The sequence below is a fragment of the Streptomyces djakartensis genome, from assembly GCF_014651075.1.
In the GTDB taxonomy this organism is placed as follows: domain Bacteria; phylum Actinomycetota; class Actinomycetes; order Streptomycetales; family Streptomycetaceae; genus Streptomyces; species Streptomyces djakartensis.
In genome coordinates, this window is sequence record NZ_BMWE01000022.1 from 1 (window position 1) to 26,548 (window position 26,548).

General features: G+C 69.9%; 28 protein-coding genes, 1 pseudogene and 1 riboswitch. Of the genes and pseudogenes, 7 read left to right on the forward strand and 22 right to left on the reverse strand.

Annotated elements, in window-relative coordinates:
- The 4 genes and pseudogenes from IE212_RS35185 to IE212_RS28855 all read left to right on the forward strand — a co-directional run.
- Nucleotides 1-883 (forward strand): annotated as a pseudogene (locus IE212_RS35185) (hypothetical protein); the annotation flags it as partial.
- Between the two features lie 99 nt (nt 884-982).
- Nucleotides 983-1,390: a VOC family protein gene (locus tag IE212_RS28845; RefSeq protein WP_190200910.1), complete on the forward strand. Its 408-nt coding sequence runs from the start codon at nt 983-985 to the stop codon at nt 1,388-1,390.
- Nucleotides 1,391-1,446: 56 nt separating this feature from the next.
- Nucleotides 1,447-2,568: an LOG family protein gene (locus tag IE212_RS28850; protein WP_190200911.1), complete on the forward strand. Its 1,122-nt coding sequence runs from the start codon at nt 1,447-1,449 to the stop codon at nt 2,566-2,568.
- A 145-nt stretch (nt 2,569-2,713) separates the two neighbouring features.
- Nucleotides 2,714-3,460 carry an LAETG motif-containing sortase-dependent surface protein gene (locus IE212_RS28855; RefSeq protein WP_190200912.1) on the forward strand — a complete coding sequence of 249 codons (747 nt, stop codon included), beginning with the start codon at nt 2,714-2,716 and terminating at the stop codon, nt 3,458-3,460.
- A gap of 70 nt (nt 3,461-3,530) precedes the next feature.
- On the opposite strand, the gene IE212_RS28860 is transcribed toward IE212_RS28855, so the two are convergent.
- The 6 genes from IE212_RS28860 to IE212_RS28885 form a co-directional block, all read right to left on the reverse strand.
- The gene (locus tag IE212_RS28860; protein ID WP_190200913.1) at nt 3,531-4,550 is read right to left on the reverse strand and encodes an ABC transporter ATP-binding protein; all 1,020 of its coding nucleotides are present in this window, start codon (nt 4,548-4,550) and stop codon (nt 3,531-3,533) included.
- Nucleotides 4,551-6,215, reverse strand: a complete 1,665-nt coding sequence (locus tag IE212_RS28865) for an ABC transporter permease (protein ID WP_190200914.1) — start codon at nt 6,213-6,215, stop codon at nt 4,551-4,553.
- Nucleotides 6,191-7,276 (reverse strand): thiamine ABC transporter substrate-binding protein, encoded by a 1,086-nt coding sequence (locus IE212_RS28870; protein ID WP_190200915.1) that lies wholly within the window; start codon nt 7,274-7,276, stop codon nt 6,191-6,193. The genes IE212_RS28865 and IE212_RS28870 overlap by 25 nt, the downstream gene beginning before the upstream one ends.
- A gap of 74 nt (nt 7,277-7,350) precedes the next feature.
- Nucleotides 7,351-7,457: riboswitch (TPP riboswitch) on the reverse strand.
- 26 nt (nt 7,458-7,483) lie between these two features.
- Nucleotides 7,484-8,590: a dual-specificity RNA methyltransferase RlmN gene (rlmN, locus tag IE212_RS28875; RefSeq protein ID WP_190200916.1), complete on the reverse strand. Its 1,107-nt coding sequence runs from the start codon at nt 8,588-8,590 to the stop codon at nt 7,484-7,486.
- Nucleotides 8,591-8,758: 168 nt separating this feature from the next.
- A complete protein-coding gene (locus IE212_RS28880) occupies nt 8,759-10,186 on the reverse strand; it encodes a restriction endonuclease (protein WP_190200917.1) in 1,428 nt (475 codons plus the stop codon).
- Between the two features lie 504 nt (nt 10,187-10,690).
- The gene (locus IE212_RS28885) at nt 10,691-11,176 is read right to left on the reverse strand and encodes an NUDIX domain-containing protein (protein WP_190200918.1); all 486 of its coding nucleotides are present in this window, start codon (nt 11,174-11,176) and stop codon (nt 10,691-10,693) included.
- 315 nt (nt 11,177-11,491) lie between these two features.
- Here IE212_RS28885 and IE212_RS28890 point away from each other — a divergent pair, with 315 nt between their 5' ends.
- On the forward strand, nt 11,492-11,902 hold the full coding sequence (locus tag IE212_RS28890; RefSeq protein ID WP_190200919.1) for a VOC family protein: 411 nt from the start codon (nt 11,492-11,494) through the stop codon (nt 11,900-11,902).
- A 127-nt stretch (nt 11,903-12,029) separates the two neighbouring features.
- The gene (locus IE212_RS28895; RefSeq protein WP_190200920.1) at nt 12,030-12,383 is read left to right on the forward strand and encodes a DUF6233 domain-containing protein; all 354 of its coding nucleotides are present in this window, start codon (nt 12,030-12,032) and stop codon (nt 12,381-12,383) included.
- 30 nt (nt 12,384-12,413) lie between these two features.
- Here the strand turns inward: IE212_RS28895 and IE212_RS28900 are convergent, their stop codons facing one another.
- The 6 genes from IE212_RS28900 to rpsB form a co-directional block, all read right to left on the reverse strand.
- Nucleotides 12,414-12,863: an SRPBCC family protein gene (locus tag IE212_RS28900; RefSeq protein ID WP_190200921.1), complete on the reverse strand. Its 450-nt coding sequence runs from the start codon at nt 12,861-12,863 to the stop codon at nt 12,414-12,416.
- A 116-nt stretch (nt 12,864-12,979) separates the two neighbouring features.
- Nucleotides 12,980-14,107 carry a phosphatidate cytidylyltransferase gene (locus IE212_RS28905; RefSeq protein ID WP_190200922.1) on the reverse strand — a complete coding sequence of 376 codons (1,128 nt, stop codon included), beginning with the start codon at nt 14,105-14,107 and terminating at the stop codon, nt 12,980-12,982.
- Nucleotides 14,107-14,664 carry a ribosome recycling factor gene (frr, locus tag IE212_RS28910; RefSeq protein WP_006136598.1) on the reverse strand — a complete coding sequence of 186 codons (558 nt, stop codon included), beginning with the start codon at nt 14,662-14,664 and terminating at the stop codon, nt 14,107-14,109. The genes IE212_RS28905 and frr overlap by 1 nt, the downstream gene beginning before the upstream one ends.
- A 160-nt stretch (nt 14,665-14,824) precedes the next feature.
- The gene (gene pyrH / locus IE212_RS28915) at nt 14,825-15,583 is read right to left on the reverse strand and encodes a UMP kinase (RefSeq protein WP_190200923.1); all 759 of its coding nucleotides are present in this window, start codon (nt 15,581-15,583) and stop codon (nt 14,825-14,827) included.
- A gap of 190 nt (nt 15,584-15,773) precedes the next feature.
- Nucleotides 15,774-16,610 carry a translation elongation factor Ts gene (gene tsf, locus IE212_RS28920; protein ID WP_031120911.1) on the reverse strand — a complete coding sequence of 279 codons (837 nt, stop codon included), beginning with the start codon at nt 16,608-16,610 and terminating at the stop codon, nt 15,774-15,776.
- Nucleotides 16,611-16,791: 181 nt separating this feature from the next.
- Nucleotides 16,792-17,670: a 30S ribosomal protein S2 gene (rpsB, locus tag IE212_RS28925; RefSeq protein WP_190200924.1), complete on the reverse strand. Its 879-nt coding sequence runs from the start codon at nt 17,668-17,670 to the stop codon at nt 16,792-16,794.
- Nucleotides 17,671-17,943: 273 nt separating this feature from the next.
- Here rpsB and IE212_RS28930 point away from each other — a divergent pair, with 273 nt between their 5' ends.
- Nucleotides 17,944-18,513, forward strand: coding sequence for a M23 family metallopeptidase (locus tag IE212_RS28930; protein ID WP_190200925.1), 570 nt, complete (start codon nt 17,944-17,946; stop codon nt 18,511-18,513).
- A 63-nt stretch (nt 18,514-18,576) separates the two neighbouring features.
- Here the strand turns inward: IE212_RS28930 and IE212_RS28935 are convergent, their stop codons facing one another.
- From IE212_RS28935 to IE212_RS28980, 10 genes are all read right to left on the reverse strand, one after another.
- A complete protein-coding gene (locus tag IE212_RS28935) occupies nt 18,577-19,134 on the reverse strand; it encodes a TetR/AcrR family transcriptional regulator (RefSeq protein WP_190200991.1) in 558 nt (185 codons plus the stop codon).
- 94 nt (nt 19,135-19,228) lie between these two features.
- The gene (whiG, locus tag IE212_RS28940; RefSeq protein WP_190200926.1) at nt 19,229-20,071 is read right to left on the reverse strand and encodes an RNA polymerase sigma factor WhiG; all 843 of its coding nucleotides are present in this window, start codon (nt 20,069-20,071) and stop codon (nt 19,229-19,231) included.
- A 272-nt stretch (nt 20,072-20,343) separates the two neighbouring features.
- On the reverse strand, nt 20,344-21,504 hold the full coding sequence (gene dprA / locus IE212_RS28945) for a DNA-processing protein DprA (protein WP_190200927.1): 1,161 nt from the start codon (nt 21,502-21,504) through the stop codon (nt 20,344-20,346).
- Entirely contained in the window at nt 21,501-23,126 is a 1,626-nt protein-coding gene (locus IE212_RS28950; RefSeq protein WP_190200928.1) for a YifB family Mg chelatase-like AAA ATPase, read from the reverse strand. Before IE212_RS28950 ends, dprA begins: the two co-directional genes overlap by 4 nt.
- A complete protein-coding gene (locus IE212_RS28955) occupies nt 23,126-23,527 on the reverse strand; it encodes a YraN family protein (RefSeq protein ID WP_190200929.1) in 402 nt (133 codons plus the stop codon). The genes IE212_RS28950 and IE212_RS28955 overlap by 1 nt, the downstream gene beginning before the upstream one ends.
- Before the next feature lie 76 nt (nt 23,528-23,603).
- Nucleotides 23,604-23,912, reverse strand: a complete 309-nt coding sequence (locus IE212_RS28960) for a DUF2469 domain-containing protein (RefSeq protein ID WP_003993268.1) — start codon at nt 23,910-23,912, stop codon at nt 23,604-23,606.
- A 56-nt stretch (nt 23,913-23,968) separates the two neighbouring features.
- Nucleotides 23,969-24,493, reverse strand: coding sequence for an NUDIX hydrolase (locus IE212_RS28965; RefSeq protein WP_190200930.1), 525 nt, complete (start codon nt 24,491-24,493; stop codon nt 23,969-23,971).
- Nucleotides 24,490-25,266 (reverse strand): signal peptidase I, encoded by a 777-nt coding sequence (gene lepB / locus IE212_RS28970; RefSeq protein ID WP_190200931.1) that lies wholly within the window; start codon nt 25,264-25,266, stop codon nt 24,490-24,492. The genes IE212_RS28965 and lepB overlap by 4 nt, the downstream gene beginning before the upstream one ends.
- Nucleotides 25,267-25,409: 143 nt before the next feature.
- Nucleotides 25,410-25,829, reverse strand: coding sequence for a hypothetical protein (locus IE212_RS28975; protein ID WP_190200932.1), 420 nt, complete (start codon nt 25,827-25,829; stop codon nt 25,410-25,412).
- A 143-nt stretch (nt 25,830-25,972) separates the two neighbouring features.
- Entirely contained in the window at nt 25,973-26,386 is a 414-nt protein-coding gene (locus IE212_RS28980; RefSeq protein WP_190200933.1) for a hypothetical protein, read from the reverse strand.
- Nucleotides 26,387-26,548: the final 162 nt, after the last annotated feature.

The following is a 26,548-nucleotide window of genomic DNA, read 5'->3' on the forward strand; positions in this document are numbered from 1 at the left end:
CGCTGCGGCGGCGGTCACCGGATCGGCCGTCCCGGGCGCCGGGACCGCGGTGAGCGTGGCCGCGGGTGCCGCTCAGCAGAGCGGCCCGCACCCGCAGGCCGCGGACGCCATGGGCGCCGCGAGCGCGGTCGGGGGTGGGGCCGAGCAGTCCGCCCCGCACCCGGCGAGGCCCGACGGGCACAAGGCCGGGGACCCCGCGGCACCGGACACCGGTGACGACCCCGCCGCTACGCACGCGGTCCCGCCGGACACCGCTCCCGCCGCCCCCGCCGCTCCCGCCGCCCCCGCCGCTCCCGGCGGTCTCCCCTGGGGTGTCACCCTCCTTGCCGCGGGTCTCGCCGTGGAGACCTACACCAGCCGGACCGCCCCCACGCCCCCCGATCCGACCTTCTCCGGCGCCTCACCCGGCGTCCTGGCGGGCTGGGTGCTCGCCGCCGTCGGTCTGGCCCTGGCCGGCCCGGGCCTGACCCACCTGTGCGGGCGACTGCTGCAGTCGGTCCGCCCCGGCGCTCTCCGGCTGCTGGCCGGCCGGATCCTCATGACGGAGGCGACCCGTATCGGCCGCCCCCTGGGCGTGGTCTGCGCGGTGCTGTCCGCCGCGATCGCCATGGCGCTGCTGCACGGCCCGGACGGGCTGTCACTCGGTCCGCTCACCACCCTCGGCGTGCTCCTGGTGGCCGGCTGCACCCTGGCGACCCTCCTCACGGCCGCCGTCGAGGCCCGGCAGGCCCGCGCCGACACCACCGCCGCGCTGCTGCGCCTGGGCGCCCCGGCGGCGGTGCTGCGCGGTGCCGCGGCCGTGCGCGCGGGCGCGCTGCTCGCCCTGTTCGGCCCCCTCACCCTGGCGGTCGCCCACCTGACGGCCCTGCCCCTGGCGCGCTGAGAAACCCGCACGAAAAAAATCTCCGTACGGCGATGAGTTCCGCGCCGGCGCCCGGTCTATCCCCGCGTAACGACACGGACCCGTTGGGAGAGACCGCGCATGTACCAGCAGATGATCTTCGTGAACCTGTGCGTCGGTGACGTCGAGGCCTCCAAGAAGTTCTTCACGGAGCTCGGCTACACGATCAACGAGCAGTTCAGCGACGACAGCACAGCCTCGGTGGTGATCAGCGACACCATCGTCGTGATGGTGCACACCAGGGACAAGTACCTGCAGTTCACCAAGAAGGAGATCGCGGACTCCAAGCAGACCAGCGAGGTGCTGATCGCGCTGAGCGCCGAGAGCCGCGAGAAGGTCGACGAGCTGGTCGGGAAGGCGGTCGCGGCCGGTGGCTCCGTCTCCGGCGAGACCCAGGACCACGGTTTCATGTACGGCCGCGCCTTCGACGACCCGGACGGCCACACCTTCGAGGTCGTGTGGATGGACCCGGCCGCCGTCCAGGGCTGAACGGTGGGGCCTGGTGCCGCGGCAGGCGACGTTCGCCCCGGCACTAGCATGGGCGCGTGCAGACGATGCCCGCCCATGCGGCTCACCACGACGACCGTGAGATAGAGACACTGGAGGAGTTCGACGCCACCGTCTCGGCGCGCGGCACGCTCGCCGGATACCGCGTCCAGGCCGTCGACCTGACGGACCGTACGCGCGAACTGCTCACCACGGACACGGCGGGCGCGGTCTTCCTCGGCTGCGCGATGCGCGAGGAGGCCGCCGCGAAGATCCGCGCGGACGGGGCCCTGGTCTTCCCGCCGGTCCCGGACCTGCCCTTCGACCCGTACCGCGGCCTGGTCTACTCGCCGGACGAACTGTTCGCCTCGCTGCCGGACGGCTACGAGGCCACGCCCGACGCCCGCGCGTACGCCTGGTTCCAGCGGACGAAGGCGGACAGGGACATCTACGCGTCCATGCTGCGCGCGGTCCACGACGACTCCGTCTCGGACGCGCTCGACGAACTCCTCTCCGGCGCCCGGGTCGTGGGCGTGATGGGCGGCCACGCGATGGCCCGCGGCACGGAGGAGTACGCGGGTGCGGCGCGGCTCGGCCGGGAGCTGGCCAGGGCCGGTCTCACCGTCGCGACCGGCGGCGGCCCGGGCGCGATGGAGGCCGCGAACCTCGGCGCCTACGCCGCCCCGTTCGGCGACGAGATGCTCACCGAGTCACTCGAACTGCTCGCCAAGGCCCCGCGCTTCACTCCGTCGGTCACCCAATGGGCCGCGGCCGCCTTCGAGATACGGACCCGCTGGCCGGACGGCGGCCGTTCCGTCGGCATCCCGACCTGGTTCTACGGTCACGAGCCGCCGAACGCCTTCGCCACGCACATCGCCAAGTACTTCGCCAACGCCACCCGCGAGGACGGCCTGCTGGCCCGGTCCAACGCGGGTGTGGTGTTCCTGCCGGGTGCCGCCGGGACCGTCCAGGAGATCTTCGACAACGCGACGCCGAACTACTACGAGTCACGCGGCGAGCCGACGCCCATGGTGCTCGTGAACCGCGCGCACTGGACGGAGCGTCTGCCGACGTGGCCGCTGCTGACGTCGCTGGCCAAGGGCCGGTCGATGGAGGGGCGGATCGCTCTCGTGGAGCGGATCGAGCAGGCGCCGGAGGCGTTGAAACGTCTTGGCGGTTAATAAGAAGGCAAAGCAAGTGCTTGCAGACCCCATGCGCGTTGACACTGCTTATGCGGCGCTTATAGACCTGTGAGTCTCCCGGTAGTGCTGATGTCCAGTCAGCACCACCGCAGCCCCCCGCTTTTCACATCCTGTAAGGACAAACGTGGCAGTTCTGTCCGTATCCCGCCGTTCGACCTCGCGCGTCGCACGTTCCGTGCGGATCCTCGGTGTCGCCTCCGCCTCGGCCGCGCTCACGCTCGGCGCCGCGGGCAACGCGCTCGCCGGCGACATCGACGAGTTCTCCGCCGAGGCGAAGTGTGACGGCGGCAAGGGCGTCATCACCGTCACCGACGCGGACCCGGCCGGTGTCCCGGCCACCGTCACCGTGTACCTGGAGAACAACGGCGCCGACGTGAAGAAGGTCGGCGAGCAGGAGGTCAAGGGCTCACGCGAGGGCACCACCATCTCGTTCGCCGAGAACTGGAAGCCGGACGCGGAGTACCGCGTGCACGTCAAGGCCACCGGGTACGTCGACGAGGACATCAAGCCGAACCTCGTCACCCCGGCCACGGCCTGCAAGAAGAAGGAAAAGGAGGAGCCCCCGGCGTCGACTCCCCCGGCCGCCACTCCCCCGGCCACTGCGACCCCCTCGGCCACTGCGACCCCCTCGGCCTCCCCCTCGAAGCCGGCCGAGGAGACCGGTGCCCCGGCTCCGGCGCCGTCGGAGAGCGAGAGCACCACGCCGGCCGGCAACCCGCCCGCGCCCTCGACCGGTGACTCCAACCTCGCCGAGACCGGCGCCGACTCCAACACCGGCCTCATCGCCGGCATCGCGGCGGTCCTGGTCGCCGTGGGCGGCGGTGCGGTGTTCTTCGGCACGCGCCGCCGCGGGGCGAAGAACGACAACTGACGCCTGCACACCACGAGATGTGGCCCGCCCCTGATCCATCGGGCGGGCCACATCCCGTGTGCGCGGGACGTCAGCCGAGCACCGCGATCTCTGCCGCGTCGAACTCCACCCCGACCTCGTCCCCGACCTCCGGCGCGGCCCGCAGCGCACACGCCGCCTCCAGGCGCGGGGCATCATCCGGCTGGAGGTGGACCAGGACGTGGGTGCCCTTGAAGGTACGGGCGGTCACCGTGCAGGCCAGGCCCTCGCCGACGGGCACCAGCCGCACACCCGCGGGCCGCACCAGGACGGTCCGGCTGCCCTGCGGGGCGCCCTCCGGCACCGGCACCTTGCCCCACGGCGTGTCCGCGGCCTCCGCCCCTACCATCGCCTCGGCCACGTTCTCGAAGCCGAGGAAGCGGGCCACGAACGCGTCGGCGGGCCGCTGCCACACCGCGAGGGGCGTACCGGACTGGGCGATCCGGCCGTCCCGCATCACCACGACCCGGTCGGCCAGCGCGAAGGCCTCTGACTGGTCGTGCGTCACGGCGAGCACCGTGGTGCCCAACCGGCCGAACAACTCCTTCAGTTCGACGACCAGCCGCTCCCTGAGCGACCGGTCGAGCTGGCCCAGCGGCTCGTCCAGCATCAGCAGCCGGGGGCTCGGCGCGAGGGCCCTGGCCAGTGCCACCCGCTGCTGCTCCCCGCCGGACAGCGCGGCGACGGCCCGGGGGCCCGCGCCCGGCAGGCCGACGAGGGCCAGCAACTCCTGGACGCGATCGGCCCGTCGCGCCTTCGACGTCCCGCGCATCCGCAGCCCGAAGGCCACGTTTCCGCCCACGTCCCGCTGCGGGAACAGCTGATGGTCCTGGAACATCAGCCCGACGCCACGCCGGTGCGCGGGCACGCCGGCCTGGTCGCGCCCGTCCAGCGACACCCGCCCGGAGTCGAGGGGCTGCAGCCCGGCCACCGCCCGCAGCAGTGTCGACTTGCCGCTGCCGCTGGGCCCGAGCACGCACACGATCTCGTGCTCGGCGACCTCCAGATCGACGGCGTCCAGCACCGCCCGCCCGCCGAAACGGACCGTCGCGCCCTGAAGGCTCAGCAGCATCTAGAACTCCCCGCTCCGGTCCGTCCGCAGCCGCTCCAGCACCAGCAGGGCCACCGCGCACACCACCATCAGAATCGTCGACAGGGCCATCGCCTGGCCGTAGTTCAGCTCGCCGGGCCGCCCCAGCAGCCGCGCCACCGCGACCGGCAGCGTCGGCTGGTCCGGCCGCGCGATGAACACCGTCGCCCCGAACTCCCCGAGCGACACCGCGAAGGCGAATCCGGCCGCGATCAGCAGCGCCCGCCGCACCATCGGCAGGTCCACCTCGCGCCACACCCGCCAGGGCGAGGCCCCGAGGACCGCTGCCGCCTCCCGCAGCCGCACGTCCACCGCCCGCAGCACGGGAAGCATGGTCCGGACGACGAACGGCACCCCGACCAGCGCCTGCGCGAGCGGCACCAGGATCCACGAGGACCTCAGGTCCAGCGGAGGCTCGTCGAGGGCGATCAGGAAGCCGAAGCCGACGGTCACCGCCGACACCCCGAGCGGCAGCATCAGCAGCGCGTCGAAGCCGCGCACGAACCGCCCGGCGTCCCGGCGGGTGAGCGCGACGGCGGCGAGGGCTCCGATCACCACGGCGATCACGGTGGCGGCGACGGCGTACGACAGGGAGTTGCCGATCGCCTCGATCGGCGGGACCAGGAACACTCCCCCGTCGTCGCTGGTCAGCGCCCGGTAGTAGCCGAAGCCGGGCGCGTCGAGGGACCGCTGGACCAGCACGGCGAGCGGCATCACCAGCAGCACGGCGACGGTGACCAGCACGCCGCCCAGGAGCATCCACTGCCCCGCGCCGCGCGGGCGGCGGGCGGTCACGGAGGCGTCCACCAGCCGCAGCGCGCTCTCCCGCCGCCGCACGGTCCAGGCGTGCAGGGCGAGGATCGCGCCCACCGCGACGAACTGGATCAGCGTGAGCACGGCCGCCGTGGACAGGTCGAAGATCTCCGACGTCTGCCGGTAGATCTCCACCTCCAGGGTCGAGAAGGTCGGCCCGCCCAGAATCTGGACCACACCGAAGGAGGTGAAGGTGAACAGGAAGACCATGAGCGCTGCGGCGGCCACGGCGGGCGCGAGCGCCGGCAGCGTGACCTGCCGCCAGGCCTTCAGGGGCGATGCCCCGAGCATCCGCGCGGCCTCCTCCTGCCGCGGGTCCAGCTGAGCCCAGAGCCCGCCGACGGTCCGTACCACGACCGCGTAGTTGAAGAAGACGTGCGCCAGCAGGATCGCCCACACGGTGGTGTCCAGCCGTACGCCCCACACCTCGTCGAGCAGCCCGCCCCGCCCGAGAAGCGCCAGGAACGCCGTACCGACGACGACCGTCGGCAGCACGAACGGCACGGTCACGACCGCCCGCAGGAGCTGCTTACCCGGGAATCGCAGACGGGCGAAGACGTAGGCGCCGGGAAGCGCGACGAGCAGGGTGAGCGCGGTCGAGACGACCGCCTGCCAGGTGGTGAACCACAGCACGTGCCGGACGTCGGACTGCGCGAGCACCTCGCCGATCCGCCCGAACCGCCAGGCCCCCTCGACGTTCAGACCGCGCCCCACGATCGCGGCGACGGGGTAGGCGAAGAAGACGGCGAAGAACGCGACGGGCACGGCGATGAGCCCGAGCCGCACCGCCGCGCCCCGCGTCCGGCCGGTTACTTCAGTACGAGCGAGGTCCACGACTTGACCCACTGGTCACGGTTGTCGGCGATCTTCGCCGGGTCCATGGTCGCGGGATCCTTGACCTGCGGTCCGTACTCGGTGAACTCCGGCGGCACCTCGGTTCCCTCGCGCACCGGGTACACGAACATGTTGAGCGGCATGTCGGCCTGGAACCGCTCGGAGACCAGGAAGTCCAGGAACGCCTTGCCGCCCTCGGGGTTCTTCGCGTTGCTCAGCAGCCCGGCGTACTCGACCTGCCGGAAGCAGGTGCCTTCGGCGACGCCGGTCGGGGCCGCGCTCGGCTTGGGGTCGGCGTAGACGACCTCGACGGGCGGCGACGAGGCGTACGACACCACCAGCGGCCGGTCCCCCTTGGCCTTCTTCCCGCCGGCCGAGCCGGAGAACTCCTCGTTGTAGGCCTGCTCCCAGCCGTCGACGACCTTCACGCCGTTGGCCTTGAGCTTCTTCCAGTAGCCCGGCCAGCCCTCGTCGCCGTACTTCGCGGCGGTGCCGAGGAGGAAGCCGAGGCCGGGTGAGGAGGTGGAGGCGTTCTCGGTGACGAGCAGGTTCCTGTACTGCGGCTTGACCAGGTCGTCGAAGGTGCGCGGCGGGTCGAGCTTGTGGTCGGCGAAGTACTTCTTGTCGTAGTTGACGCAGATGTCGCCGGTGTCGACGGGCGTGACCCGGTGCCGTTCCTGGTCGGCCCGGTACTCGGCCTTGATCCGCTCGGAGCCCTTCGCCTCGTACGGCTGGAAGAGGCCGTTGTCGAGGGCGCGGGAGAGCAGGGTGTTGTCGACACCGAAGAAGACGTCGCCCTGCGGGTTGTCCTTGGTCAGGATGGCCTTGTTCACGGCCTGCCCGGCGTCGCCGTCCTTGAGGACCTTCACCTGGTAGCCGGACTGCTTCTCGAAGGCCGCGATGACGTCCTCGGACGCGGCCCACGAGTCGTGGCTGACGAGGGTGACGGTCTTGGAGTCGCCGGACGCCTGACCGCCGCCGGACGACCCGCAGGCGCCGAGCGTGCCGACCAGTCCCAGCCCGACGGCCGCCGCCGTCAGCCGCTTCTTCTTGTTGCTCACTGGATTCCTCCTGGAGGACCAGGAGAAGACGCGGCCCTGCCCGGGACTCCGGAGTCCCGGGCAGGGCGCAACAGCTCGAGTGGTGACCGATCTCCCTACCCAGAATGACCTGGGCCAGGTTCGGAGGGTCTGCGGCCCTGTGCCGCACTCTCAGCGCTGTGGCGCTCCCCTGTCGGAATATGCAGATGTATACGTACGACGGTCAGACTACCGTTCGGTGGCCGCGAGCTGACCACACGCCCCGTCGATCTCCTGTCCACGGGTGTCCCGGATCGTCACCGGCACACCATGGGCGGCGATGGCCTCCACGAACGCCTTCTCGTCCTCGGGCCGCGAGGCGGTCCACTTCGACCCCGGCGTCGGGTTGAGCGGGATCAGATTCACGTGGACCGGCTTGCCCTTGAGCAGCCGGCCGAGCCGGTCACCGCGCCAGGCCTGATCGTTGATGTCCCGGATCAGCGCGTACTCGATGGACAGCCGCCGCCCCGACTTGGCGCTGTACTCGAACCCGGCGTCCAGCACCTCCCGGACCTTCCACCGCGTGTTCACGGGCACGAGCGTGTCGCGCAGCTCGTCGTCGGGCGCGTGCAGCGAGATGGCCAGCCGGCACTTGAGACCCTCGTCGGCGAACCGGTGGATGGCCGGGACGAGCCCGACCGTCGAGACGGTGATCCCGCGCTGCGACAGCCCCACCCCGTCCGGCTCGGGGTCGGTGAGCCGCCGGATCGAGCCGAGGACGCGGTTGTAGTTGGCGAGCGGCTCGCCCATCCCCATGAACACGATGTTGCTGAGCCGCGCCGGGCCACCCGGCACCTCTCCGTCCCGCAGGGCCCGCATCCCGTCCACGATCTGATGCACGATCTCGGCGGTGGACAGGTTCCGGTCCAGCCCCGCCTGCCCGGTGGCACAGAACGGGCAGTTCATCCCGCACCCGGCCTGCGAGCTGATGCACATGGTCACCCGGTCCGGGTACCGCATCAGCACCGACTCGACGAGCGTCCCGTCGAACAGCCGCCACAGCGTCTTGCGCGTCGCGCCCTGGTCGGTCGACAGATGCCGCACGACCGTCATCAGCTCAGGCAGCAACGCCTCCTGGAGCCGGCCGCGAGACCCGGCCGGGATGTCGGTCCACTGCTCCGGATCGTGCGCGTACCGCGCGAAGTAGTGCTGTGAGAGCTGCTTGGCGCGAAACGGCTTCTCCCCGACGGCGGCAACGGCCTCCTTGCGCTCGGCGGGAGTGAGATCAGCGAGATGCCGCGGCGGCTTCTTGGCTCCGCGGGGGGCGACGAAAGTGAGTTCTCCGGGCTTCGGCATAACCCACCCAGTGTCGCAGATCAACTCGGGGAGCCCAGGCCAGAGTGGGGTGGGGGTGGTCACCTGTGGATGCCGTCTGTCGGCGTTGGTCGGCCTCGCACGGTCCAGGGACGGCCCAGGGGCGAGGCTCGGCCATGGGCCAGAGCGCCTCTGACCTAACGCTGATCGCTACAGCAAGACGCGCTTTACGATATCAGGATATTTATTCTCGATATCCGGATTCCTTTGAAGTCTTTCTTCGATCTCATGCCGACTCCACCAATCCGTAAAGAATCGATACTTCTTCCTCAGGTGCAGCAGGTGATCTATGGCCGTTACACCGACGCTCCCTGACGCCGCGAGTAGATAGCCTGTCGCATCTTCACGATCCAGGGTGTCCAGAATATCCGGAATCTTGGATTTTCCAATGCTGGCCTTCAACGCCTTGCATTGAACGACTACTTTCATTTTCCGCGTCAGATTGACCGCGTTGTCTACCGTTACGTTATCGTCCTGAATTGGAGTGAACCAATCGACAAGGTGGTCGCGTCCACCATCACCTTCGTTAGCGTTCCCCACCGAGCGTACCGATACGACCCCAGGCTCTCGTTCAAGAAGATCTTGGACCAGGTCTTGAAATCTTCCGCCGTCGACACGGGATGCCCATGAATACGTTACGCCGCGAAAAAGAAAATCCACTTCGTCCCTATGTCGGGGAAGCACGAGGTTGCGCTCCTTATCGAATCCCCCTCGGCCACTTTCGGAGCCTACCAGGATCGTCAATTCCCCATGAGGGAAAATGAGTGAGTTCTCCAGAGCGATGGTCGTTGCAAGTTGAGGAGCACTCTCTTCGCCCAGCTCGCGCAGAATCCTTCCGGCCCTATCGATTTTCTGGGTGGCGACGTAATTCTGCAGGTCACCTCTAATCTGCAGGTGCCCGCTCACGCCTTGCAGATTCTTGACTTCTGAGACATTCGCGAGTTCCTGGAACATCCTTGACACCTGTCGACTGCGAAAGACTGAGACGTCTTCGGATGCACACCTATAGTAGGCCCATTCGGGGGATTCTCGAATACCGAAAGCATCTTGGATGGAATCTGCGGCTTCACCTAGCGCGCGACCTGCCTCACTTTGCCATTCTTCAACCGAATCCCAAGGAGTTTCAGGGTCTGTTATTCCTGGATGCATCGGGAGGTAATTATGCAGGAACAGCTCTGCGGAATAGAGGGTTGCAATTACCTCCTCGAGTTCGCGAGTTGACTTTGCAACATTGAAGTAACCACCTCCTGGTTGATCGAAAGTAATGAAGCGGGCGTAGACTTCACCGTCGGGGGCACCTGCCGGATGTGGCACGTCATGGAGTCCGCAAGAAGCGACTTCATTAACGGCGAAGTATGCGGCGATAATTGTAGAGAATGCGTCATGCAGGTCTGATCGCTCACCATTCCATTCCCATGAAGTAGTGCGCAAATATATGGCCGCATAGACGACTTCATCAGTGATCCGCTGCAAGAATAGCGTCGCCGGAGAGCAGGGGACACGGAAGGCGAACCCTTTCTCCGTTTCGCGTATTTCAAATCCTGCAGCTTGCACGTCTTCGAGTAATTCTTCAAGCATTTCCTCGCTCCTTGTGTGGTCTAGTAGGGTACGGCAGGTCCGGAATGGCTGGGCGTCTTTCGGCAACCACGCGACGGCCCCCGGCTTCTGTCCCGTACGCCGTCGACCCACACACCGTGGAGCGGGCGTGGTTCAGGGGCGTCAAGGTGGAGCGCGCCACTGTACGAACGACCTTGACGCCCCTGGGCCGCGTCTGCTCGGCTCTGCCCGGGTCGATGACGTACGGGACAGAAGCCCCACCACCTGACACCACCCACGAACTCGCGGCGGGCGACGGTGCCCCCTGCCCCCGATGGCCGGCCGATCCCCGTCGGAGGCATTATCTTGTGCTCGCGGATGACGTCCCGCCTTTTGCCCGCTTGCACGTAGCGCGCCGCCGGGCGCGGCCAGCCGGGGCGCAGACAGGAGGCAGGCCGCGCCGCAGAGGCGGCGCGCGCCCGCGCCGTGCGCGGGCCTTGATGGATGTAGGGAAATTCTTACCGCACTGCGGTCAGTCCTGCGTGATCACGCAGCTCGACTCTCCGGCCTCTGGCCATGCTCCAAGTAGACCGGGGCAGACTCGGACTTGGCCTCGGCCGCCGCGAGGATGCGTCGGGCCAGTCGCGGGATGGTGCGCTCCGTGATCTGCTCCGAGAACAGAAAGGCGAAGCTCTTCAGCTCGTCGGCCTGCAGGGCGATCCCCGCCAGGTGCTCCTGGCTGAGCTGGCCGCCGTCGAACAGGTACAGCACCTTGTCGCCCTCGGCCTCGTTCGGGGCCCAGTCGACCGCGAGCAGGCGCCCGATGGGTGGCTTGATCCCCAGCTCTTCCTGAACCTCTCGGACGGCCGCGTGCAGCGGAGACTCGCCGGTCTCGACGTACCCGCCGGGGATCTCCCAGTAGTCCTTGTACGTGTGTTCCACCATGAGGACCCGCCCCGCGGCATCAAAGAAGAGCGCGCCCGCTGCCATGCGCGGATGCGCCATCTTCGCTTCCTGTGCGTTCAGTGCCATGCAGCCGAGAGTGCCCAGCTCAGATGACATGCAGCCTGTTGGCCAGGTCCGCCAGGCTGCGGCTCGGCCGCCCCCTCTGGTTCTGGACCCAGGTGAGCACGAGTGTGACCTGCAGCTGTCGGTGACGGCTGTGGTCAGCGGTCGTCGCCGGTCGCCGCTGAGCGCCCTCCGACGACCCGGAGGCGGCCCGGGTTCGATCACCCGCCGGCTCCCCGCCACTCGTCCAGCCGGACCCTGACCTGGCGGTTGCGGCCGTCGTGCCGGCAGCCTCACCACGTCGCGACGTCGAGTGTGAGCTTGTGAAAAGATCGCGAGATGCTGCGACTCACCGATTTCATCATCGACTGCCCGGACACGATGAAGCTGGCGGCCTTCTACTCCGAGGTGACGGGCCGTCCGATCAAGGAAGGCAGCTCCGAGGACTGGGCCGGCATCCGGTTCGGCGAGATCGAGCTGGCATTCATCCGGGTGGACGACTACCGCGCTCCGCAGTGGCCCGACAGCGGGCACCCCAAGCAGTTCCACCTCGACTTCGAAGTGGACGAGATCGAGTCCGAGCAGCGCCGCGTCCTCGACCTCGGCGCGACGCTGAGGCAGGACTTCATCGGCCCCAACGGCTACGGCTGGCGGGTCTACACCGACCCGTTCGGCCACCCCTTCTGCCTGTGCCGCAACAGGGGCGTCATCTGGACCGACCAGGGCCCGACCTGGCCCACGGGCGACTGATTCCACCCCGTCCGCCGACGGCCCGGGCTGGGCATGCGCGCGCCCCGCGGCCCCGTCGGAGGCTCCTTCCCCACCGTCTGCGGAGCCGACGGCGCTCACGCGCACCGTCCAACCTAAAATCGAATGCGTGAACGATTCTTCGCCGTCCCGTCTTGATCTGCTGCTCTTCGCCCGCCGCGTCGTGGTGCAGCAGGCTCGGGCCGCGCTGGCCCAGCTGGACCGGTGGATCGCCGACGAGCAGCGCCGGGAGGCGGAGGCACGACGGGGCGAGGAGATGCGACCGCCCCCGCCCGAGTGGCTGATCGAGCGGGGGCTGGACAAGAGGAACCAGGTCGCGGTGCACACCGGCGACTGCTGGAAGGTGACGAGGAGCGGCAGATGTGTCGGTGTCTCCCGGACGCAGGCCCTCGACGCCCTGCGCCACCAGGTGCCGGCGTGCACCTACTGCCGCCCCGACACCGCGCTCAGCTTCCTGGAGTGACTCCGGGACGGCACCGGTTCCGAGGAACCTCTACGCTCCCTCGCGCTCGAGCCGGTCTTTCAGCAGTTGTTCGTTACGCGGCAGTTCCTTGCGGACCTGAGGGCGTACGACGAGCGGTACGAGCATCTTGCCGAAGCCGTGCCCCTCGAAGTCGACCTCGATCGTGACGTGCGAGCGCCGTCCCTCGTCGAACGGCTCGACCTCGCCGTGCACCCGCGCCCGGACGGGCCCGTCGACACCCTGCATGCCCCAGATGTGCGGCGGTTCGTACTCGGTGACCTCCATGGTCATCGGCATGACACGGTTGCCCATGTGCCGGGTGACCCGCACCCGGGAGCCGATGCCGAAGGGCCCCTCGTCGAGGCGTTCCGCCGACACGGCGCTCAGCTGCCACTCCGGCATGCGCGGGGTGTCCGTGACGTAGTCGTAGACGTCCTCGGGACGCCGGTCGACGTCGATGGTCTGTCGAATGATGGACATGACGATCCCCTTTGCGACGTACACCTGAATCGTCCCACCCGGCGTCCCGAGCCGCCTCCCCGAAACGACGGTGAGCCCCCGCCCGGACGGACGGGAGCTCACCGGGCGGGATCCGCTCAGCCGGATCCCACGAAGAGCACGAGCAGCAGCCACACCACCGGAGCGGTCGGCAGCAGTGAGTCCAGCCGGTCCATGATGCCGCCATGACCCGGCAGCAGCGTGCCCATGTCCTTGATGCCGAGATCCCGCTTGATCATGGACTCACCGAGGTCGCCGAGCGTGGCGCTCACCGCGACCGCGAGGCCGAGCACCAGGCCCTGCCACCAGGCGCCGCCGTCGATCAGGAACTCCATGCACAGCGCGCCCGCGACCATGGCGAAGGAGACCGCGCCGACCAGGCCCTCACGGGTCTTGCCGGGGCTGATGCGCGGGGCGAGCTTCTTCCTGCCGAAGCGCCAGCCGACGGCGTAGGCGCCGGTGTCGCTGACGACCGTCAGCAGCAGGAAGGTGAGCACCCGCTGCGGCCCGTCGTCCGCGGTCAGCATCATCGCGACGAACGTCGCGAGGAACGGCACGTAGAACGCCGCGAAGACACCCGCCGTGACATCCCTGAGGTAGTTCTCGGGCGGTTCCGTCATACGCCACACGAGCACGGCGAGGGCCGTGAGCGCCATGGCGACCCAGGCGCCCTCGGCGCCCCGGACGTAACCGGCGACGACCATCGCGGCACCGCCGAGCGCGAGCGGCACGAGGGGTGCCCGGATGCCCTTGCGTTCGTCCAGCCGCTTGGTCAGCTCCCACAGGCCCACCACGACGGCGACCGCGACGACACCGACGAACACGGCCTTGACGACGAACAGCGACGCGACGATCACCGCGCCGAGCGCGACGCCGACCCCTATGGCGGCGCTGAGGTCACGGCCCGCGCTCTTCTTCTGCGGCTTGGGTGCCGGCTGTGCGGCGTCGGGCATGGGCTCCGGATTCGTCTCGTTCCGGACCGGGGGCCCGCTCGGCCGAGCCGCCCCCCGGTCGTCATCCTGGTTGCCGCCGAAGCCGGCTGTGTCGGGCACGATCGGCATGGGGCGAGTCTGAGGCGCTGTATGCGCATCGTATGCGGGACCCGCCGGAGCGGCTCCCTGGACATACCCGTGGCCAGGGCTCTGGACAGGCCCACGGCCATGCCCTTGGTCGGTGGGCCCCCAGTACCCGGCCTGTGGCGGCGCCCCCCAGGAAGAGTCGTTCATCAGACCTCGAGCAGCTCCGCTTCCTTGTGCTTCAGGAGCTCGTCCACCTGCGCGACGTACTTCGCGGTGGTGTCGTCGAGCTCCTTCTCCGCACGGCGGCCCTCGTCCTCGCCGACCTCGCCGTCCTTGATCAGCTTGTCGATGGCTTCCTTCGCCTTGCGGCGCACGGAGCGGATCGAGATCTTCGCGTCCTCGCCCTTGCCCTTGGCGACCTTGATGTACTCGCGGCGGCGCTCCTCGGTCAGCTCGGGGAACACCACCCGGATGATGTTGCCGTCGTTGCTCGGATTGACGCCCAGGTCGGAGTCGCGGATCGCCTGCTCGATGTTGCGCAGCGCGCTCTTGTCGAACGGGGTCACCACGGCCATGCGCGGCTCGGGCACCGAGAACGAGGCCAGCTGGTTGATCGGGGTCGGCGCGCCGTAGTAGTCGGCCACGATCTTGTTGAACATCGCCGGGTGCGCACGGCCGGTGCGGATCGCGGCGAAGTCCTCCTTGGCGACCACGACGGCCTTCTCCATCTTCTCCTCGGCCTCGAGGAGGGTCTCTTCGATCACCACTTGCTCCTGCGTGTGAGTAGGCCCGGCTGCGGTTCCATGTGGGCGGCGGCCGGCTGCGTCGCGTCTTCTTCTGAACGGTTCCCGACCGGCGGGACATTGTCCATCCCCCGGCCCGGCTCCGTCCCGTCCGTCCCCCGGACGGGGTTGTTCTCGGGTCTCAGTCCCGGCTGCCGGGGTCCCCCACCAGCGTGCCGATCTTCTCACCCTTGACGGCGCGCCCGATGTTGCCCTCCGCCAGCAGCTCGAAGACCACGATCGGGAGCTTGTTGTCGCGGCACAGCGTCACGGCGGTGGCGTCGGCGACCTTCAGGTCGCGGGTGATGACCTCGCCGTAGCCGAGGTGGTCGAACTTCACCGCGTCCGGGTTGGTCTTCGGGTCGGAGTCGTAGACCCCGTCCACGCCGTTCTTGCCCATCAGCAGTGCCTCGGCGTCGATCTCCAGGGCGCGCTGCGCGGCGGTGGTGTCGGTGGAGAAGTACGGCATGCCCATACCGGCACCGAAGATGACCACGCGGCCCTTCTCCAGGTGCCGTACGGCGCGCAGCGGGATGTACGGCTCGGCCACCTGGCCCATGGTGATGGCGGTCTGCACCCGGCAGTCCACCCCTACCTTCTCCAGGAAGTCCTGCAGGGCGAGGCAGTTCATGACGGTGCCGAGCATGCCCATGTAGTCGGAGCGGGCCCGGTCCATGCCGCGCTGCTGGAGTTCGGCACCGCGGAAGAAGTTGCCGCCGCCGATGACGACCGCGACCTGCGCTCCGTCGCGGACGACGGCCGCGATCTCGCGGGCGATCTTGTGCACCACGTCGGGGTCGACGCCCAGGCCCCCACCGCCGGAGAAGGCCTCCCCGGACAGCTTCAGCAGAAACCGGCCGCGCACTTTGCCGTCGTCGCTCTTCTGGGCCTTGGTGGTCATGGGGGATCCCGCCTCTTTCACGTGTTGCACACACGAGAAAGGCCATTGCCGGTGGGGCGTGTTTCGCATCCCATACGGCAATGGCCTCCTCGTCAGATCTGCTGTCGTCCGCCACCCATGTGACGGCGTACACGGACGACTGCTGTCGACCCTATCGGGGTCGCGCGCCGACCGCGGTACGGACTCAGACTCAGATGCCGACCTTGATGCGCGTGAAGCGCTTCAGGGTGACACCGGCCTCGTCCAGAATCTTCTGGACGGACTTCTTGTTGTCGAGCGCGTAGGGCTGGCCGAGCAGCGTGGCGTCCTTGAAGAAGCCGTTGAGGCGACCCTCGACGATCTTCGGCAGGGCGGCCTCGGGCTTGCCCTCGGCGCGGGTGGTCTCCTCGGCGACGCGGCGCTCGGACTCGACGACCTCGGCCGGCACGTCCTCCTTGGAGAGGTACTTCGGCGCGAAGGCGGCGATGTGCTGGGCGACGCCCTTGGCGATCTCCGCGTTCGGCTTGTCCAGCTCGACGAGGACACCGATCTGCGGGGGCAGGTCGGGCATCGTGCGGTGCATGTACGCCGTGACGTAGCCGTCGGCGAACTGCGCGAAGCGGTCCAGGACGATCTTCTCGCCCAGGTTGGCGTTGGCCTCGTCCACGAACGCCTGGACGGTCTTGCCGGCCTCGATCTCGGAGGCGAGCAGGGCCTCGAGGTCGGCCGGGGAGGTCTTGGCGACGTGCTCGGCGATGGCGGTGGCCACGGCCTGGAACTTCTCGCCCTTGGCGACGAAGTCCGTCTCGCACTTCAGCTCGACCAGGACACCGGAGGAGTTGTCGTCGGCGATGATCGAGACGACGGCACCGTTCTCGGCGGAGCGGCCCTCGCGCTTGGCGACGCCCTTCTGGCCCTTGATGCGGAGCGCCTCGACGGCCTTCTCGACGTTGCCCTCGGCCTCGTCCAGCGCCTTCTTGCAGTCCATCATGCCGGCGCCCGTGAGCTCACGGAGCTTCTTGACGTCGGCGGCGGTGTAGTTCGCCATGAGTCTGTGAATCTTTCTCGAAGTCTGGAAGATCGAAGATCTACGGGGTCCACGGCCCTGGAGTAGCGGGGGCCGTAGACGCTCCGATGACCTACGGGTGAACGGCGGGAGCGGCTCTCACCGCGCCGGAGGCGCTGGTGAGCGCGGTACCGCTCCCGCCGTCAACACGGACGCTGACGGATCAGGCCTGCTCGGCCTCGGCGGCCGGAGCCTCGGCAGCGGGGGCCTCCGCGGCGGGGGCCTCGGCGGCCGGAGCCTCGGCGGGCTTCTCGGCTTCGTCGGCCTTCTTCTCGCCCTCGAGCAGGTCGCGCTCCCACTCGGCGAGCGGCTCGCCCGCGGCCTTCTCGCCCTTGCCCTCGGTGGCGACACCGCTGCGGGCGATGAGGCCCTCGGCGACGGCGTCGGCGATGACGCGGGTGAGCAGGGTGACGGAGCGGATCGCGTCGTCGTTGCCCGGGATCTTGTAGTCGACCTCGTCGGGGTCGCAGTTGGTGTCGAGGATCGCGACGACCGGGATGTTCAGCTTCCGGGCCTCACCAACGGCGATGTGCTCCTTCTTGGTGTCCACGATCCAGACGGCGCTGGGCACCTTCTGCATCTCGCGGATACCGCCGAGGGTCTTCTCCAGCTTGGCCTTCTCGCGGGAGAGGACCAGGAGCTCCTTCTTGGTCAGACCGGAGGCCGCGACGTCCTCGAAGTCGATCTGCTCCAGCTCCTTCAGGCGCTGCAGACGCTTGTAGACGGTCGAGAAGTTGGTGAGCATGCCGCCCAGCCAGCGCTGGTTGACGTAGGGCATGCCGACGCGGGTGGCCTGCTCGGCGATGGCCTCCTGCGCCTGCTTCTTCGTACCGACGAACATGACCGTGCCGCCGTGGGCCACGGTCTCCTTGACGAACTCGTAGGCGCGGTCGATGTACGACAGCGACTGGAGCAGGTCGATGATGTAGATGCCGTTGCGCTCCGTGAAGATGAAGCGCTTCATCTTCGGGTTCCAACGACGGGTCTGGTGACCGAAGTGGACGCCGCTCTCCAGCAGCTCCCGCATCGTGACGACGGCCATGGCCGTATCTCCTTGAGTTTCTCGGTTGTGCCGCGGATGCCGGACGGCTTCCGCGCCTGACGCCCACTGCGCGCCGTGCCACTAGGGACCGAGGGGCGCTGATACGGCCCGTTTCCGGGCTGCGTATAGGGGCGTGCGAAGTCGACCCGGTGACCCGGGTCGCCACCAGAAGTGTACGGGACCCGCGGGGCCCCGGGTGACGCCGTTGTCCACAACCGGTGCGTGATCCACAACGAGAGGCTGTGACGGGCTCGTATCCGGGACGCTTTCCGCATGCGAGCGAACCGATGTGTACGCGTGTGCACGCGCGTGATCCTGCTGCTGGTCTTCACCGCGACGGCCCTGCTGGCCCCGCCACCGCGCCTGTCCGCGGCCGGTTCACCTGCCGGGGACGCCACTGTGCCGACGGTGGGACGCGCCTGGCCTGTGGGGTTACGCCCCCGGGTGCTGCGCGGCTGGGAGCCCCCGGCGACGGTCTACGGCCGGGGCCACCGGGGCGTGGACCTGACAGCGGCCCCCGGGGCACCGGTACGGGCGGTCGCGGCGGGACGGGTGTCCTTCGCGGGGCGGGTGGCGGGCAAGGGGGTGGTCTCGGTGGAACTCGCGGGGACCGGCGACCCACCCCTGCGCACGACCTACGAACCGGTGACCGCGTCGGTGGAGGAGGGCGAAGAGGTGGAACCGGGCGAGGTGATCGGCGCGGTGGACACCAGTGGCTCGCACTGCGCGGCCACGTGCGTGCACTGGGGACTGCGACGTGGGGAGACCTACCTGAACCCCCTGTCACTGCTGCCCCCGTGGCTTCTGCACAGGGGTCCCTCCCGGCTGTTGCCGGTGTACTGACTCAGCTGCGGGCAGTCGTGCCGCCGGGCCGCGTGCCCACCCGGCCCCCGGCACCGACGCGGCTCAGCCCCGTACGCCCCGCAGGGCCATACTCACCGCCGCCTCCGCGATGGCCTCCGGCTCCTCCGCCGCCCCCAGCTCGATCCTCCGCACAGCCGCGTCCACGACCCCCTGCACCAGCATCGCCGCGAGCCGGGGCTGCTCGTGCCCCATCTCCCCCAGCGCCTCGACGATCATCGCGACGAGCCCCCCGTGCGCCGCCCGGATCTTCTCCCTCGCCCCCGCGTCCAGCTCACTCGCGGAGATCGCGACCACGGCCCGGTGCCGCCGGTCCCCCACCAGCTCCAGCTGCCGCCGCACGTACGCCTCGACCTTGGCCTCGGCCGTCGCCGCCCGTTCCATCGCCGCCGACACGTCCGCCGCCCAGAGGGGGAAGTCGACCTCGCACAGCTCCTCGACGACGGCCGCCCGTGACCTGAAGTACTCGTAGACGGAGGACCGCGCGAGGCCCGTCCGCTCGGCGAGGGCCGGGAAGGTCAGCGCCTCCGTACCACCCTCGGACAACAGGGAACGAGCCGCGTCCAGCAGGGCGGCTCGCTGCATCGACCGGTGCTCGGCCACGGAGGCCGCTCGAATCCTTGGCACGTCAACCACTCTACGGACGTGCCGGCCCCGGCGGGAGGGACTCCGGCCGGCCCGCCGCCATCCGGTCAGGTCAGCGGCCGAAGCTCGCCAGTTTGGCTCTCAGCTGGAGCACCGACTTGGTGTGGATCTGGCTGACCCGGCTCTCGGTCACGCCCAGCACGTTCCCGATCTCGGCCAGGGTCAGGCCCTCGTAGTAGTACAGCGTGACCACGGTCTTCTCCCGCTCGGGCAGCGTGTTGATCGCCCTCGCCAGGAGCCTCCGCAGCTCCCGGTCCTCGGCGACCTCCACGGGGTTGTCGGCGGCGGTGTCCTCCAGCGTGTCCATGACGCTCAGCCCGTCACCGCCCTCGGCCCCTACGTGCAGCAGCTCCTCCAGGGCCACCACGTTGGCCAGCGACAGCTGGCTGAACACCGCGTGGAGCTCCTCCACCTCGATGCCCATCTCGGCGGCCACCTCGCCCTCCGTCGGCGTCCGGCGCAGTCGCGCCTCCAGCGTGGCGTAGGCCCGCTCCACGTTGCGGGCCTTCTGCCGCACCGAGCGGGGGATCCAGTCCAGCGCCCGCAGCTCGTCGATCATCGCGCCCCGGATCCGGGTGATCGCGTACGTCTCGAACTTGATCTCGCGGTCGATGTCGAACTTCTCGATCGCGTCGATCAGGCCGAAGACCCCGGACGAGACGAAGTCGGCCTGCTCGACGTTGGAGGGCAGGCCCACGCTGACCCGTCCCGCGACGTACTTCACGAGCGGCGAGTAGTGCAGGATCAGCTGCTCCCGCAGCCGCTCGTCCCCCGTCGCCTTGTACGACCGCCACAGCTCGTCGAGCGTCGAGGGAGCGGGCGGCCGCACGCTGCCACCGTCACCGGCGGCTGGGGGGATCGCCGCCCGGTCGGACCCGGAGGTGTGCTGGGGCATTCGTCGCCTTGTGCCGTTCTGCTGCGCAGTGGTGCTGCTGGTGTGGGCTGTCTGTCTGATGTCGAGTTGCCTGTCCGTGTCGGGATCCTCGTGAGCGTAGCGTGACTGCGGTGTCGCGGTGGGCGAAGGGAGGAGGTCGGAGGAAGCGCAGATACGTTCCGCGAGGCGTCCCGCAGGGCTGCCGCGGCGGGCCGGCCGGGTCACCGGAGAACCCCAACTGGGCGCATTTCCAAGGCATGTCGGGGTTCCCCCGGACGGCCGAACAGGTGCGGTCAGGGTGGTCCCGGGCCGCCGCGGACCGACATCATCGCCTGGCGTGTCAACTTCCAGCCGTCGTCGTGTCGTTCGACGTAACCGAGTGCGCGGAGTTCGTACAGCCTCGCGATCGCGTCGTCCGGTGTGGTCTGCGCGCTGCGGGCCACCTCGTCCGGCCGCGCCGCCCGGCGGGCCGGCAGTGCGGCGAGCACTTGCCGGGTGGCCGGTTCCAGCAGGTCCCGGGGCAGGACGGGACCGCTCCGGTCGGGGGCCAGCTGCCCGATGTCCCCCACCAGTTCGACGACGTCCGCCACGTCGGTGACCAGGGTCGCCTCCCCGCGCAGCAGCTCGTGGACCCCGGCGGACAGCCCGCTCGTGGCGGGGCCCGGTACGCCCATCGTGTGACGGCCGAGGCGCTGTGCCGCCCGCGCCGTGACCAGGGAGCCGCTGCGGCGGGCGGCCTCGACGACCACGGTGCCGCGGGTGAGGGCGGCGATCACCCGGTTCCGCAGGATGAAGCGGCTCGGCGTCGGGTGGTCCCCGGGCGGCAACTCACCGATGACGAGCCCCTGATCGGCGATCCTGGTGATCAGCTGGGTGTGCCCGCGCGGGTAGGGCCGGTCCACGCCGCAGGCGAGGACGGCGACGGTGGCGCCGCCCGCGCCGAGGGCACCGCGGTGGGCCGCGCCGTCGATCCCGTAGGCGCCGCCCGAAACCACGACCCAGCCCTGCTCGGCGAGGCCTGCGGCGAGGGTCGCCGCCATGTGCGCCCCGTACTCGGTGCAGGCCCGGGCCCCCACGACGGCGACGGACCTCAGCGCCCATATCCGCAGACTGGCCCGCCCCCGCACCCACAGCCCGAGGGGCCGGGCATCCCCCAGGTCGTCGAGCTGCCCCGGCCACTCCGCGCTCCCGGGGCGGACGAACCGGACCCCGGCGTGCTGCGCGGCGGCGAGGTCCTCGCGCGGCCGAGCCGCCTCGGCCCTGGCCAGCAGCCCCTGCCACCGCTTGCCGCTCACCCCGGGCAGCGGCAGCCCGCCCTCCCGCAACCGCCGGGCCACCTCCCGCACCCCGAGCTCGCGCACCCACCGGCCGCCGGCCTCGTCCCCGGGCTCGATGACCCGGGTGAGGAAGACGCGGGTGAGCAGTTCGTCGTCCGGCTCGCCGGTGACGCTCATGTCAGGGCTCCGATGGCCATGGGGACGCCCCTCGGCACTCCGGTGCGCAGCTGGAGCGCGAGGGTCACGTCCGTCGCGTCGGGCCGGTCGTGACCGACGAGATCGGCGACGGTCCAGGCCACGCGCAGGACCCGATCGAGGCCGCGGGCGGTCAGGACCCCTCGCTCCAGGCTCCGCTCGGCCTCGTCCATGGCTCCGGACGCGGCGAACCAGCGGCTGCGCAGCTCGCGGCCGGGCACCTCGCTGTTGGTGTGCCACGGGGTGCCGGCCAGGCGCTCCGCGGACCGTTCCCGGGCCGCCAGCACCCGGTCGGCGACCGTCGCGGTGGACTCACCCCGTGCCCCCCGGGAGGTCAGCTCGGTACGCGTGACGCGATCCACCTCGACTCGCAGGTCGACCCGGTCCAGCAGCGGTCCGGAGAGCCTGGCCTGGTAGCGGCGGATGGCCGAGGGCGGGCACTCGCACAGGTCGCCCCGCGGGGAGAACCGGCCGCACGGGCAGGGGTTGGCCGCCAGCACCATGAGGAACTTGGCCGGGAAGCGCACCACTCCTGCACTGCGCGCGATGACGACATGCCCCGCCTCCAGCGGCTGGCGCAGGGCGTCCAGCGCCCGGCTGCCGAATTCGGGCGTCTCATCCAGGAACAGCACTCCTCGGTGGGACAGCGAGACCGCGCCGGGCCGCGCGATGCCCGGGCCGCCGCCGACGAGAGCCTGCATCGTGGCCGAGTGGTGCGGAGCACAGTAGGGAGCGACGTCGATCAGGGGCTTGCCCGGGGGCAGCAGGCCCGCCACCGAGTGGACCGCGGTGACCTCCAGGGACTCCTGCCGGCCGAGTGGGGGCAGGATGGCGGGCAGCCGCTCGGCGAGCATCGTCTTGCCTGCGCCGGGAGGCCCCTCCAGGAAAAGGTGGTGGCCTCCGGCCGCGGCCACCTCCACCGCCGTGCGCGCGGAGGTCTGCCCTACGACGTCCGCCAGGTCGTGGCCGTGGTCCTGCTGGGCCGCGCCGGCGCTGTGCATGCCGGTGGCCGCGCCTGTGCCCGGCATGCGCAGACCGGCCAGGAGCGGGTCCGGGCGCCCCGGCCCGTCCTGCTCCTCGTCCGGCACGGGCTCGTCGGCCAGGATGGCGATCAGCTGCCGCAGGCTCCGCACGCCCAGCACCGACACCCCGGGGACGAGGGACGCCTCGGCGGCGGCGCATTCCGGTACCACGACCTGTTCGTAGCCCGCGTCGGCCGCCGCCAGCACCGCCGGCAACACCCCTCGCACCGGCCGTACCCGCCCGTCCAGCCCGAGTTCGCCGATCATCACGATGTCGGCCAGGACCCGGGGGTCGACACGTTCCGCCGCGCCGAGGACCGCCGCGGCGACGGCCAGGTCGAAGCCGCTGCCGCTCTTGGGGACGGAGGCCGGGCTCAGGCCGACCGTCAGTTTTTTCTGCGGCCAGGCCGCTCCCGAGTTGACGACCGCGGCACGCACCCGGTCCCGGCTCTCCGTAAGGCTCTTGTCCGGCAGCCCCACCAGCGTGAACGCCGCGACGCCCGGTTCGAGGTCGGCCTGGACCTCGACGACCACGCCCTCGACGCCCACGAGCGCCACCGAACACGTACGGGCGAATCCCATCAGGCCACCCCTCGCACGTGTTCGACGACGGCCGCGCCACGGCTCGGCAGCAGCACCCCGACCACGTCGATGCGGACCCCACCGGGCGGTGCGCCCCCGTGGGTCTGGATCCACCGCTCGGCGAGATCCCGCAGCCGCTCCGCCTTCCGCGGGGTCACGGCCGCCATAGGATGCTCGAAGGGGCCCGCCCGGCGGGTCTTCACCTCGCAGATGACCAGGACGTCCCCGTCCCTGGCCACGATGTCGATCTCCCCGGTGCGACCGGAGCGCCAGTTGCGCTCCAGGACCGTCATCCCGGCCTCGGCCAGCAGCTTCGCGGCCAGCCCTTCGCCGTACCTGCCCATTGCGCTGCGCGCCCGATGTGCGTTCACGTCGGCACCACCTCCGGTGCCAACGATCACGCGCCCGCCCCCAAGGAGTGGATCTTGGTGGACGGCTCAGCGGTTGTGGACAACTCGGTCACCCACTCGGGTGACCTCACCCGCTCGGCAGCTCGAGATCGCTCTTGTTGAGCTCTTCGATGTTCACGTCCTTGAACGTCAGGACCCGTACCTGCTTCACGAACCGCGCCGGCCGGTACATGTCCCACACCCAGGCGTCCGCCATGGACACCTCGAAGAACACCTCACCCTGGACCGAGTGCACCTGCATCTCGTAGTCGTTGGTCAGGTAGAAACGCCGCTCGGTCTCGATCACGTATTTGAACAGACCGACGACATCGCGGTACTCCCGGTAGAGCTTCAGCTCCATCTCGGTCTCGTACTTCTCGAGGTCCTCGGCGCTCATGGCATGTTCCCCTTCAGCCGTGCGATCCCCCCATTGTGCGCCAGTCCCGCGAGCCCTCAGACGATTTCCGGGTCAAGGATCACGGGCCTGGCCGGGGGACCTTCGTCGAGCAGCGTGCGCAGCAGCCCGGCGAGTCTGGTCGGATACACCGTCTCATGTGCCCGGCTCAGTTCCGCACACGTCCACCAGCGCGCTCCGGCGACGCTGCGCCGTTCCAGGTCGGTCAGGCCCGTCGCCTCGATCGTCGTACGGTCCGTACGAGCCAGGTAGTACCACTCGTCCTGGTCCCAGCGGCGCCCCGCGAACGGGAAGGAGCACATCCGCCGCCACAGCACCGGACCGAGCTCGACCTCGGTGATGCCCGTCTCCTCGACGAGTTCCCGCAGGGCGGCCTCTTCACGGGTCTCGGCGCCCTCCACTCCGCCGCCGGGGGTGAACCACCAGGTGTCGGCCGGATCGTCCGGCTCGTGCCCGTGCAGCAGCAGGATGCGGTCCTGCGGGTCGAGCAGCACCACCCGTGCGACCTTGCGCAGACCGCCCTCGTGGGTGTCCCGGCCCGCCCGCCCGGTCTCAGCGCTCACCTGTCGGGCTCCGCGTTCGCCCCCCGGGCCCGGGCCGCGCCCGTGCGCTTGGCGATGGGGCCGTAGGCGCCCCCGGCGAGGACGAGCACGGCGCCGACGATCACCGCGGCGGTGATCGTCCGCAGCGGTCCGGGCGACGACAGGGTGCCGAGGGCCTCGAAGCCGGTGGGGCGCGGAAGCATGCCGTTCATGGGGTAGACCACGGCGTCCACGCGCGCGTCGACGGCGGAGCGCGCCACGGTGCCGCTGGCGGCGTCGGTCAGGTGGGCGGTGGAGTCAAGGGAGCTGCCGCGCTCGTCACCGAGCAGGAACAGCCGGCCCTTGGGGACGGTCACGGTCGGGAAGTCGGTGATCTCGGCCGGCTCGCCCGCGGGCAGATAGGGCTCGTCGATCTCCTTGTCGTTGACCTTGAGCTTGCCGTCCTGGCAGCAGGAGACCGTGTCACCGCCGATGGCGACCACGCGCTTGACCATCGGTGTGTCACCCCAGGTCGCGTCCTTGAAGACGACGACGTCACCGCGCCGCACCTCGCCTCCGCCGACGCGCTGCGCGAGGATCCGGTCGCCCGCGTCGATCGTCGGCGTCATCGAACCGGTGGGCACGGTGTACGGCCGGTAGGCCACCGCTCCCCAGGCGAAACCCCCGAGGAACAGCACGAGGCCCAGCCCCACCATCAGTCCGGACAGCCGCTGCCCGAGCCGGGTCCCGACCGGTGCCGCTCCTGTGCTCCCACTGCCGAGCGGGGCCGTACGCATCGCGCTCTCACCACCCATGGAGCCGCACCCTACCTGTCGGTACCACCAGAAAGCAGCCCGCCCGGGGCGCCCGATCATGCCACGACGAAAGCGCGGCGGCCGCCCCTGGATCTCGGATCCCGGGCGGCCGCCGCGTTCACGGTGCGTTTCGAATGGGAAAATCAGGCCGTACCGCAACTCCAGGGGCCGAAGTAGCCCCACTCCCCGCTGCGGTACTCGCCCGCTCCCGCCTGCATGCAGACGCCGGTGCCCTCGTCGTAGCTCTTGTTGACGGTCACCGGGGAGCCGTCGGCCGAATTGGGGTTCCAGATGGAGAAGTCGTAGCCGCCGTTCGACTGGTAGGGCGCGACATCCACCTTCACGACCGCGGCCCAGCCGTCCGCGCACTTGTCGTACACGGTGAACACCTCACCGTACGACGCGAAGTGTCCGGCGGAAGCATTCGAACACCCCGCCTTGAAGCTCGGCCCGTAGACCGTGACATCCGTCCCCGCGAGGGCCGGCGAACCGGCGAGCCCCACCAACGCGACCGCACCGGTCAGCGTCCCCGCCCACCGCAAACCCTTCACAACGCCCCCCACGCTCAGCTGGATTCCATAGGTTGAACAGAGCGGGCCCCGGGAGCGGCGAAACAGATCGGCTCCGCCCCCGGGCCCCGCGTCGGTGCCTTTGAACCGGTGGGCTCGGTCACGGCCGACAGGCCGCCGCTGCCCACCCAAGGGCATCAGGCCGAGCCGCAGCTCCACGGGCCCCACGCGTTCGAGCCCGTCTGCCCGCTGGAGTACTCGCCCGAGCCGGCCTGCATGCAGACGCCGGTGCCCTCGTCGTAGCTCTTGTTGACGGTCACCGGGGAGCCGTCGGCCGAGTTGGGGTTCCAGATGAGGAAGTCGTAGCCGCCGTCCGGCTTGTACGGCGCGACATCCACCTTCACGACCGCGGCCCAGCCGTCCGCGCACTTGTCGTACACGGTGAACACCTCACCGTACGACGCGAAGTGTCCGGCGGAAGCATTCGAACACCCCGCCTTGAAGCTCGGCCCGTAGACCGTCACGTCCGTCCCCGCCAGGGCCGGCGAACCGGCGAGCCCCACCAACGCGACCGCACCGGTCAGCGCCCCTGCCAGCCTGAACTTCTTCATGATCCCCCCAAGATTCATACGATCTTCATCGCTCGGACAAGATCAGAGAGTAGGGGAGCGCACCTGGTGGCGCAATCTTTTTTCGAACATGGCTGATCTTTGTGGCTTGGTCACCCGGGTGAGGAGAGCGCGGCGGGACCCTGAGAGCGGGACCTCTCGTCT